The organism is Exiguobacterium sp. E17S (genome assembly GCF_057772545.1).
In genome coordinates this window covers 30887-41602 of record NZ_JBYLRU010000009.1, presented here as the reverse complement: position 1 = coordinate 41602, position 10716 = coordinate 30887, and the positions used below count along the sequence as shown (strand labels likewise).

At 48.9% G+C, this 10716-nt stretch carries 12 protein-coding genes; all 12 read right to left on the bottom strand.

Annotated elements, in window-relative coordinates; genetic code table 11:
• Window positions 1–360: 360 nt before the first annotated feature.
• Window positions 361–1842 carry a lysine--tRNA ligase gene (lysS, locus tag AC3B4V_RS15990; protein WP_087682563.1) on the bottom strand — a complete coding sequence of 494 codons (1482 nt, stop codon included), beginning with the start codon at window positions 1840–1842 and terminating at the stop codon, window positions 361–363.
• A gap of 161 nt (window positions 1843–2003) precedes the next feature.
• Complete coding sequence (gene dusB, locus AC3B4V_RS15985; protein ID WP_195866276.1) at window positions 2004–2996, bottom strand: tRNA dihydrouridine synthase DusB; 993 nt, start codon at window positions 2994–2996, stop codon at window positions 2004–2006.
• Window positions 2996–3511 (bottom strand): 2-amino-4-hydroxy-6-hydroxymethyldihydropteridine diphosphokinase, encoded by a 516-nt coding sequence (gene folK, locus AC3B4V_RS15980; protein ID WP_350468337.1) that lies wholly within the window; start codon window positions 3509–3511, stop codon window positions 2996–2998. Before folK ends, dusB begins: the two co-directional genes overlap by 1 nt.
• Window positions 3508–3879, bottom strand: coding sequence for a dihydroneopterin aldolase (gene folB / locus AC3B4V_RS15975; RefSeq protein WP_023466572.1), 372 nt, complete (start codon window positions 3877–3879; stop codon window positions 3508–3510). The genes folK and folB overlap by 4 nt, the downstream gene beginning before the upstream one ends.
• A 2-nt stretch (window positions 3880–3881) precedes the next feature.
• Entirely contained in the window at window positions 3882–4667 is a 786-nt protein-coding gene (gene folP / locus AC3B4V_RS15970; RefSeq protein ID WP_488378860.1) for a dihydropteroate synthase, read from the bottom strand.
• Window positions 4664–5503: an aminotransferase class IV gene (locus AC3B4V_RS15965; protein WP_488378859.1), complete on the bottom strand. Its 840-nt coding sequence runs from the start codon at window positions 5501–5503 to the stop codon at window positions 4664–4666. Before AC3B4V_RS15965 ends, folP begins: the two co-directional genes overlap by 4 nt.
• Window positions 5487–6068 carry an anthranilate synthase component II gene (locus AC3B4V_RS15960; protein WP_488378858.1) on the bottom strand — a complete coding sequence of 194 codons (582 nt, stop codon included), beginning with the start codon at window positions 6066–6068 and terminating at the stop codon, window positions 5487–5489. Before AC3B4V_RS15960 ends, AC3B4V_RS15965 begins: the two co-directional genes overlap by 17 nt.
• Window positions 6065–7450 carry an anthranilate synthase component I family protein gene (locus AC3B4V_RS15955; RefSeq protein ID WP_488378857.1) on the bottom strand — a complete coding sequence of 462 codons (1386 nt, stop codon included), beginning with the start codon at window positions 7448–7450 and terminating at the stop codon, window positions 6065–6067. Before AC3B4V_RS15955 ends, AC3B4V_RS15960 begins: the two co-directional genes overlap by 4 nt.
• Before the next feature lie 87 nt (window positions 7451–7537).
• Window positions 7538–8482: a cysteine synthase A gene (gene cysK, locus AC3B4V_RS15950; RefSeq protein ID WP_488378856.1), complete on the bottom strand. Its 945-nt coding sequence runs from the start codon at window positions 8480–8482 to the stop codon at window positions 7538–7540.
• 80 nt (window positions 8483–8562) lie between these two features.
• Window positions 8563–8874 carry a SurA N-terminal domain-containing protein gene (locus tag AC3B4V_RS15945; RefSeq protein ID WP_023466564.1) on the bottom strand — a complete coding sequence of 104 codons (312 nt, stop codon included), beginning with the start codon at window positions 8872–8874 and terminating at the stop codon, window positions 8563–8565.
• Window positions 8875–8886: 12 nt separating this feature from the next.
• Window positions 8887–9810 carry an Hsp33 family molecular chaperone HslO gene (hslO, locus tag AC3B4V_RS15940; protein ID WP_023466563.1) on the bottom strand — a complete coding sequence of 308 codons (924 nt, stop codon included), beginning with the start codon at window positions 9808–9810 and terminating at the stop codon, window positions 8887–8889.
• Between the two features lie 10 nt (window positions 9811–9820).
• Window positions 9821–10582 (bottom strand): type III pantothenate kinase, encoded by a 762-nt coding sequence (locus tag AC3B4V_RS15935; RefSeq protein ID WP_029343061.1) that lies wholly within the window; start codon window positions 10580–10582, stop codon window positions 9821–9823.
• Between the last annotated feature and the right edge of the window lie 134 nt (window positions 10583–10716).

Below are 10716 nucleotides of genomic sequence, written 5' to 3'. Positions count from 1 at the left end.
GTGACCGAAGTCACGATTGACGAAGCTTGCGCTTCATTCGTTTTTGTATTCCGTAGAATACGATTTTTGCCTCATCGTTCAGTTTTCAAAGTTCGTCGTGTCGTTTTCAGCGACTTTAATATCTTACCAAGCTATCAACTCGATTGTCAACAACTTTTTCGATATTTATTTTTGTGTGTCACGACCATTCGCGGCACAAGAAGTAATATACCATGGCTTTTTGAATCGTACAAGCATTTTATTAGAAAAACATTTAAAAACTTTTATTTACCCGTTTTTCGACTCGTTTATCCCTGTGTTGACTTCAAAAAGAATGCTCCATTCCTTCTATACAGTATAGAAAGAACGGAGCTCCACTCATTAATTTTGTTGGTGACGCATCGTTGGGAAGAGTAATACATCACGAATCGATGGCGCATTCGTCAACAACATGACGAGACGATCGATCCCGATCCCAAGACCACCCGTTGGCGGCATACCGTACTCGAGTGCTTCAATGAAGTCTGTATCCATTTCATGTGCTTCGTCGTTTCCTGCTTCTTTTTCGACGAGTTGTGCTTCGAAACGTTCACGTTGATCGATTGGATCGTTCAATTCCGTGAAGGCATTCGCATGCTCACGACGGACGATGAATAATTCAAAGCGATCCGTAAAGCGTGGATCTTCTGGATTTTTCTTCGCAAGTGGTGATACTTCAACAGGATGACCATAGACGAATGTTGGTTGAACGAGTGTTTCTTCTACTTTTTGTTCAAAGAACTCATTCAAGATATGTCCCGTCGTCATGTGTGACTGGACTTCAACACCGTGTTCATGCGCTAGTTCAAGGGCACGTTCGTTTGAAATCTGTTCAAAGAAGTCGACACCTGTCGCTTCTTTAACGAGATCGACCATGTGCGCCCGCTTCCAACCAACAGATAGATCGATGACATCTTCTCCGTAAGTGACTTGTGTCGTACCGAGTACTTCTTGTGCGACGTGAGCGATCAGGTTCTCTGTCAAGTTCATGATGTCTTTATAATCCGCATACGCTTCATAGAGTTCGATCATCGTAAATTCTGGGTTATGGCGTGTTGAGATTCCTTCATTACGGAACACACGACCAATTTCGTAGACTTTCTCAAGTCCACCGACGATCAAACGTTTCAAATGGAGCTCGATCGCAATCCGCATGTAAAGCGTCATGTCGAGTGCATTATGATGCGTGATGAACGGACGAGCCGATGCTCCACCCGCAATCGTGTGCAACATTGGTGTTTCGACTTCCAAGTATCCGAGGTTATCGAGATATTGACGGATTCCACGAATGACTTTACTCCGCGCGATGAATGTCTCACGTGATTCTTGGTTCGTAATAAGGTCGAGGTAACGCTGACGGTAGCGTTGCTCGATATCTTTTAATCCGTGATATTTATCTGGAAGCGGACGTAATGCTTTTGTTAATAACGTAAATGCTGTGACGTGAACAGAGAGTTCACCAACATTCGTCTTGAACACGTATCCTTGGATCCCGACGATGTCACCTAAGTCACATGTCTTATAGATCTCATACGCCTCTTCACCGACATCATCTTTACGGACATACAACTGAATTTGACCTTGTACATCCTGAACATTCGTAAAGCCAACCTTCCCTTTACGACGTGTTGTCATGACACGACCAGCGATGGCAACTTCCGGTTTTAGTTCAGCCAACTCTTCTTTTGTATGTTCACCAAACGATGCACGAATGCTCGCGGTATCCGTCGAACGTTCAAAACGTGCGCCGAATGGATCGAGACCTTGTTCACGCATGGCGTTCATCTTACCAAGACGCACCTGCATTTGATCGTTCATTTCCATATCCTGACTCACTATCTTCACTCCTTTTAATAATGGTTCACGACGATTCTCTCGAATAAAAAGCTGCCGGAACGACCGACAGCCCTTTAGAAAACCGATACGCTCATCTTCAATGCAACTAGCGTACCACAAAACGACTCTGTCCGACTATACTTTACCTGTTAGGCATATGCTACGTCTTCTTCGAGTGTCTGCAAGTACTGCTGTAGCAGTTCAACGAGTCCTGCGTGCGTATCGATATTGAATAACGCATTGCGAACGCGACCGTTCCCCTTCATTCCTTTCAAGTACCAGGCGACATGTGTCCGCATTTCGCGTACGGCGAGTTCTTCTCCCTTTAGTGCGACTAGTCGTGTGGCGTGCAAGAGACAGATATCAATCTTCTCACGCGCCGTCGGTTCTGCCGGAAGCGTTCCTGATTCGAGATACTGGATCGTCTGATACAACATCCACGGGTTCCCGAGAGCGGCCCGTCCGATCATGACACCGTCGACGCCGATCTCATCAATCATCCGTTTTGCATCTTGCGGCGTCTGAACATCTCCATTTCCGATGATCGGAATGTTGACCGCTTTTTTCGCTTCGCCAATGATGTTCCAGTCTGCGACCCCTTCATACTTTTGCGAACGTGTCCGCCCGTGGATGGCAACGGCTTTTGCACCACCCGCTTCTGCCGCTTTGACATTATCAACACAATAGATGTGATGACTGTCCCAGCCGGTCCGCATCTTAACAGTAACGGGTTTATCGATCGCTTGCGTCACCGCATGGACCATCTCATATACCTTATCCGGATCAAGCAACCATTTCGCTCCAGCATCACTTTTCGTGACTTTCGGGACCGGACAGCCCATGTTGATGTCAATGATATCGGCATTCGTGTTCGCCTCGACATATCGCGCCGCTTGAACGAGTGTCTCTTTTGAACCGCCATAGATTTGAAGGCTCAGCGGTTTTTCCCGCTCATCTACGTACAGCATCTGAAGCGTTCGTTCGTTCTCGTACAAGATCCCTTTATCGCTGACCATCTCGGCACAAACGAGTCCCGCACCAAATTCCTTTGCAATTAACCGAAACGCCGGATTACAGACGCCTGCCATCGGTGCCAAGATGACTTGATTCTTCAGTTTGACATCACCAATGTGAAATTCCATTATTGTTCCTCCGCTTCTAAAAGCCCACCTAACCGTCGTACACCGTTTCGTTCTGTCTCTGGTAACTGCTGATACAACTGCTCGACGCTTTGTCCAAGACCGGGTATGACGCATGTTGCTGCGAGTTCACGTAATGGTGCGAGGACGAATGCCCGCTCTTGCATCCGCGGATGCGGAACGGTTAATCCTTCGAGATCAATGCGTTCTTCCTCATATAGCAAAATATCTAAGTCAAGCGTTCGTGGTCCATTTTTGAACAGACGCTCGCGTCCTTCTAGCTGTTCAATTTCCTGCAGTCGCCCAAGTAAGACAGATGCCTCATCCGTCGTTTGGATTGCGACGACCATATTATAGAATAAATCCTGCTCGAGATACCCGACAGGTACAGTCTCATAAATGGAAGAGGTCTTTACGTCATGAACGGACGGTAATGCTCTCAGGCGAGCAATCGCTGCTCTTAAGTGAGCCGCTTTATCGCCGATGTTCGAGCCGAGTGCAATGTAAGCTTCCTTCATGCATAGTCCTCCCGAAGGCGATTGATCTCGACCGCCACATGTTCATAATGACCGGCAATCGGCGGATCCGGTTTGATGACCTTGATCGACGCTTCTTGAATTCGTTCGTCTAACGCAAATACTGCTTTTGCAATACGATCCGCCAAGGCTTCGACGAGTTGGAGCGGTTCTCCTTCGACGACACGTTTCGTCGCTTCATACAATTCGGCGTAATTGACACTTTTCGTCAAATCATCCGTCCGACCGGCTTCTGCCAATGCAAGTCCGATCGATAAGTCGACATTAAAGCGTTGACCGAGTTTTGTCTCTTCTGCGAATACACCGTGGTACCCATAAAAACGCATTCCTGTTACATGAATTCGATCCACCGTTATTCCCCCTTCGTCGCAGCCAACATGATGTCCATCATCTGCGCTGCCCGTTTGACTTCTTTGACGTCATGCACACGCATCCAGTCACATCCTTGTTGAATCCCGTAGCAAACCGTCGCAATCGTTCCTTCGAGTCGTTCTTCTGTCGGTAATCCGAGCGCAAGTCCGATCATCGATTTACGGGACGTTCCGAGTAAAACCGGATACCCGAAGTCCGTTACGATCGATAGATGACGCATCAGGTACAAGTTCTCTTCATGCGTCTTCATGAATCCAATCCCAGGGTCGAGCCAAATGTGCTCTTCCGCTACGCCTGCCTGTTTTGCTAACCGAATCGATTCCTCAAGGTCAGCCCGGACTTCTGCAAGCATATCTGCCCCATGCGCCGTCTCCCGGTTATGCATCAAAATGATGGGTACTTTATACTGCGCAGCAACGTTGACCATCGAACGATCGCCCCACTTCGAGCCCCAAACATCGTTGATGATATCTGCTCCCGCTTGAATAGCAGCCTCTGCGACGACCGGTTTGTACGTATCGATCGATACGAGGACGTTCAGCTCTCGTTTGATGCGCTTGATGATCGGTAAAACACGGGCGAGTTCTTCTTCGACTGATACGAATGCTGCACCCGGTCGTGTCGATTCTCCACCGACATCGATCGCATCTGCTCCATCCGCGACGAGCTGACGCGCTTGCCGCATCGCTTGCTCGACATCGACATATTGTCCACCGTCAGAAAAGGAGTCCGGTGTCACGTTCAAGATACCCATGATGTAGGTCATAGTTGTTCTCTCCTTGTCGTCACATGTTCGACAGATTGATCGAACAGCGTCATGATTTGTGCATATCCTGTTCCGTAGATTCCAGGGAAAGGGCGTCCGTCAAGTGACGAAATGGCGACCGCTTCCTGAACGGAATTCGTATAGATGATCTCATCTGCTTCTTCAAGTTGCGGTAAATACGCCAGGCGCTCTTCGACCGGTACATGTTGCATGAGGAACTGACGGGTAATCCCGTTCAGTGCACCGGTTTCAAGCGGTGACGTATACCATGTATTTCCGTAACGCCAAAAGATGTTTGACGTAATGCCCTCACAGACATGACCTTCCTTCGTTAAAAACAGCCCTTCTGCTTCCGGATTGAACAATTGGCGTTTCGCCACTAGATTGTTCATGTAATGATGTGACTTCAAGCGGTAAGTCGTCTCCGGCGTACTGCGCGGTAAACGAATCGTCTCGAGTGCACGTTCCGCCCGTTTTCGCGAAGCGATTGGTTTCGCATAGATCAACACGGTCGGCGTATCGTAAGGATCGATTGATAACCCGATCTCGCGTGGACCAGCCGAGACGTTCAACCGAATGTATAAATCGTTCGCCCCATATGCTTCATATAAATCTTGGATCGCTTGCCGTAAGGTTTCCCGATCATATGCTAGCTGGATTCCGAGTGCGACACAACTCATCCGTAAGCGTTCAATATGATCATCGAACAAAAACGGATGTCCGTTATAGGTCCGAAACGTCTCGAATACACCCATCCCGTAGATGAATCCGTGATCGAGCGGGGAGATGCGTACTTCTTCTTCTCGTTTAATGGTTCCGTCATGCCAGAGATACATAATGCGTCAACTCCAAGAAATTTTTTAACATCTGCTTACCGTCTCGCGTCAAAATCGCTTCCGGATGGAACTGGACACCGAGAATCGGCAACGTCCGGTGACGGAGTGCCATGATCTCTCCACCGGCTTCCGCCGTCACTTCAAGCACTTCCGGGAATGTCTCGCGTTCAACGACGAGCGAGTGGTAACGCGTCACCGGCGTCGCTTGTGGGATCCGTTCAAAGATGCCTTGTCCGTCATGCGTCAGTGGCGAGACTTTTCCGTGCATCAATTCCTTCGCGCGGACGACTTGACCACCGAATACTTGCCCAATCGCTTGATGACCTAAGCAGACCCCTAGTATCGGCACCTTCCCAGCAAAATAAGCAATCGCTTCTAGACTGATCCCCGCTTCATTCGGTGTACAGGGGCCCGGTGAGATGACCAGATGATCCGGTTGCAATGCTTCGATTTCCGCAAGTGTGATCGCGTCGTTGCGAAATACCCGGATGTCTTGCCCAAGTTCGCCGAAATACTGGACTAAGTTGTACGTAAAGGAATCATAGTTATCAATCAATACAATCATTGCGTTCCCTCCGCTGTTTCTTTTGTCACCCATAACGCCTTTGCTTTACTAAGTGACTCTTCGTATTCACGTGCTGCGTCCGAATCTGTGACGACTCCAGCACCTGCTTGAACATACGCCATCCCGCCTTTTGCGACGAGTGTCCGGATCAAGATGTTGAAGATGACATCATCCGCCCAACTGATGAAGCCAAGCGACCCAGTGTAGATACCGCGCCGGACCGGTTCCAGTTCTTCAATGATTTCCATCGTCCGGATTTTTGGTGCGCCAGTGATCGTACCACCCGGGAACATCGCAGCGAGCACCTGACTCCCCGAGTGTTCCGGAGCTACTTCCCCTCTGACGTTTGAGACGATGTGTTGTACGTGCGAGTATTTCTCGATCACCATCAGCTCATCGACATGAACCGTACCATAACGACTGACGCGTCCTAAATCATTCCGCTCTAAATCAACGAGCATCACATGCTCTGCCCGTTCTTTTTCATTATCGAGTAAGGTTTTCGCAAGTCGTAAATCTTCTGCTTCATCCTTCCCGCGTGGCCGTGTTCCCGCAATCGGACGTGTCGCTAACGCATCGCCGATTTTTTCGACGAGTAACTCGGGTGAGGCGGACACGAGTGTTAAATCTTCATCCGCAAAGTAACCCATGTATGGAGAAGGATTGACTTGTCGTAATACATCATACAAATGTTCCGCTGTCGTCCCAAGCGGTTCCTGTTGACGGACGGACAAATTAACTTGGAAAACGTCACCGTCCTCAATATAGGATTTAATCCGGTGTGCCGCTGTCATGAACGCTTCCTGCCCGAAAGCCCGTTCCCGCTCACCTGATGAACCAGTCGCTGTAAATTGAGGTGCATCCGTCTCGATGCACCAACGCGCGACTTCCGTTTCAAGAACTCGCTCTGCTTCTTCTGCCGTGTCTCGTGTCACGGCAATGAACAACTGCTTCGTTTCTTCATCAAACACGGCGACTTCATCGTACCAGTAAAATGATAGATCGGGTGTTTGCAGATCATCCGTCGCTCGCTTCGGTAGCTTTTCTAAATAACGGACGGCATCATAACTGACGTATCCGGCAAACCCACCAAAGAACGGTGGCATTCCATCCGGTCGGACTGATTCACGGTCGACGCGGAGCTGTTCGAGTACATCAAACGGATTCGCCGTCGATGTCTCGACTTTTCCATCTGTCTCAATCGTCGTCGTTCCGTCTTTTGTCCGGACGTATCCGACAGGACGAGTCGCCGCCATCGTATACCGGCCGATTCGACCGCTTTCGAGCCAGACGTGTCCCGTTGTGCCATTCGTCTGTTCAACATATCGATTGTAGAATTGTTCTTTCGTCCATGGTACTGCTTTGTATTTCGTCTGTCGCATACGCGTCCCTCACTTCACACTATTCTGCTCTCATTATACGCAAAAAAGTACACGGAAGCCGAATGACTTCCGTGTACGTCAAGTTGATTACTTCGATTGGTCTGCTTCTTCCTCGATTTGATACAGCGGTGTACTTAAGTACCGCTCCCCATTCGAAGGAATGATCGCGAGAACGTTTTTCCCTTTACCGAGACGTTTCGCTGTCTTGAGCGCCGCTGCAATCGCAGCACCTGACGAGATACCGCCTAAGACACCATTCGTCTTCGCTGCTCGGCGTGCGTGATCGAATGCTTCTTCCGTCGTGATTTGCTCAACACCATCATAAATCTCTGTATCGAGAATCGACGGCACGAACCCAGCACCGATTCCTTGCAGTTTGTGTGGTCCCGGTTTACCACCTGATAAGACCGGTGAATCCGTTGGTTCGACGGCAATGATCTCAATACCTTGGAAAGTATCGCGTAACACTTTACCAGCACCGGTGATCGTTCCGCCCGTTCCAATTCCCGCGATGAACGCATCGAGTTGCATGCCTTCGAACGCTTCGACGATTTCAGGACCTGTCGTTTTTTCATGAACGACTGGATTGGCACCGTTATTGAATTGTTGTGGCATGAAGTAACCGTGTTCTTCTGCTTCCGCTGTCGCGCGAGCAATCGCACCCTTCATTCCTTCAGGACCCGGAGTCAGAATCAATTCCGCACCATAAGCGCGAAGCAACGTCCGACGCTCCATGCTCATCGTTTCTGGCATGACGAGGATGGCGCGGTATCCTTTCGCCGAAGCGACCATCGCTAGTCCGATCCCTGTGTTTCCACTCGTCGGCTCGATGATCGTGTCTCCTTCTTTGAGTTGACCCGCTTCTTCTGCGGCCTCAATCATGGATAGCGCGATCCGGTCTTTTACGCTTGATCCAGGGTTCATGTACTCCAATTTCAGATACACATCTGCATCCTCAGGACCCGTTAGATGATGTAACTTGACGATCGGTGTCCGACCGACTAAATCTAATACTGAATTCGCAATACGCATGACCATTCCTCCTCATTAGTGAACCGCTTGAATTCCAAGTAATCCGATAAACTAATTATCAGCGGATTGGATGAAATCTGTCAATCAAAGCGTTTGACTTCCGGCTTTTTTCCATCCTTCGTCTGGCGTTCGACCGCTTCTTGAATCAAACGATCAATCGTCTGTTTTTCCTGTTCCGTTCGCATCGTCTGATAGACCATCGCGCGCGTGATTTTCTCATCACCGACTTCGGCGACGACATCCTCGAGCGGACCACCGATGCTGTCTTGAACGATTTTAGGAGAATCGACCTTTGGGAGCTCACCCATGAAGGCGTAAGCACCGGTCATGAAATTCGTCAACATTAAGATGAAGATCAACATCCACAAGTACTTAGGTTGTACATTCCCCATATTAGATCCCTCTTATGCTCTTTCGAGTGATTTTTCGCGAAGTTCCTCTAATTCTGGAACATCATAGTGATAATGCTCTGAACAGAAGTGACAAACGGCTTCCGCACCACCATCTTCATCAATCATCGCTTGAATCTCATCTGGTCCAAGAGCGATGATCGCTGTCGCTAATTTGTCACGGTCACACGTACATTCGAATGATACTGGAATCGTATCAAGATGTTCGTAGTCACCGAGAACGAGTTCTAACATTTCTTCTGGTGTTTTTTCCTCACCGACGAGAATCGAGATCGGTTTTAGGGCTCCAACACGTTTTTCGAGTGCTGCAATCGTCTCTTCCGATGCACCTGGCATCAATTGAACGATCAAGCCACCTGCTGCAATGACTGATTCGTCTTCCGGATAGACGAGAACGCCAGCTCCAACGACCGATGGGCTTTGTTCCGATACAGCGAAGTAATACGTGAAGTCTTCGCTGATCTCACCTGTTTGAATCGGCGATTGACCACCGACGAAGTCACGTAGTCCGAGGTCTTTGATGACAGAGATGTTTCCGCGACCGACCGCTTCACCGACTTTTAGTTTCGTCAGACCATCTGCATTGACATACGTATCCATCTCGACGCGGGGACGACTCACATATCCACGTACGACACCTTTTGCGTCGGCATCGACGATGATTTTCCCAATCGGTCCATCGCCTTCGACTTTTAATGTGACACGTGTATCGCCTTTTTGCATCGTACCCATCATTGCACCGATCGTCAGTGTCCGACCGAGCGCTGCTGTGACGACAGGTGTCGTCTGGTGGCGCAGTTGTGCTTCATAGACCGTCTTCGTCGAACGGATTGCAAACGCACGGACTTCTCCATTGAAGCCTAACGCCCGTACTAAATAGTCATCTTTTAATTGTGCTAATAATTCTTCACGTTTCATCTTGATTCCCTCACTTATTTCGTTCGTAGATAATCCGTAATCCATCTAACGTCAAGAATGGATCGACGACCTCAATCATCGTGGATTCCTCGCTGATTAATCGGGCTAAGCCGCCGGTCGCAATGACCTTCGCTTCTCCCATTTCTTCTTTCATCCGGTGAACGAGTCCGTCCACCTGTGCCACATATCCGAAATAGGTCCCCGACTGCATCGCATGGATCGTATTCCGTCCGATGGCTGACTGCGGTTTCGCGATTTCGATTCGTGGCAATTTTGCTGCCTTATTATAGAGTGCCTCGGTTGCAACCATCACACCGGGTGAGATGATGCCGCCGTAATACCGTTTTTGTGCATCGATGTAACAATACGTCGTCGCTGTTCCGAAATCGACGATGATCATCGGTCCCTCGTATTTCGCCGTCGCCGCTACTGCGTTGACGATTCGATCGGCTCCCACTTCCCGTGGATTATCGACTTTTAAATCCAGTCCTGTCTTGATTCCTGGTCCAATCAAGAACGGACGGCGTTTAAAGTAACGCACACACATATTTTCTAGCGGAAACACGACGGGGGGTACGACAGATGATAACACGATTCCCTCGATTTCTTCCACGTTTAGCTCTGCGTCACGGAACAACGCTTTGACGAGCATACCGTATTCGTCCGTCGTCCGTGTTCGGTCTGTCGCAATCCGCCAATGCTCAATCAACTCTTGTCCTTGATAGACACCTAAGACGATATTCGTATTTCCGACATCGATGACTAAAATCATTTGCTTATTTCCCCGCTTCTTCTCAATTTTCATGCTTCTATTGTATTCCGTTGTTTCACGATCGGAACTATATACGTTGTGATTATACCATGCTCGTATGGTCACACCTACCGATGTGTATTCGCTCGGTCTGC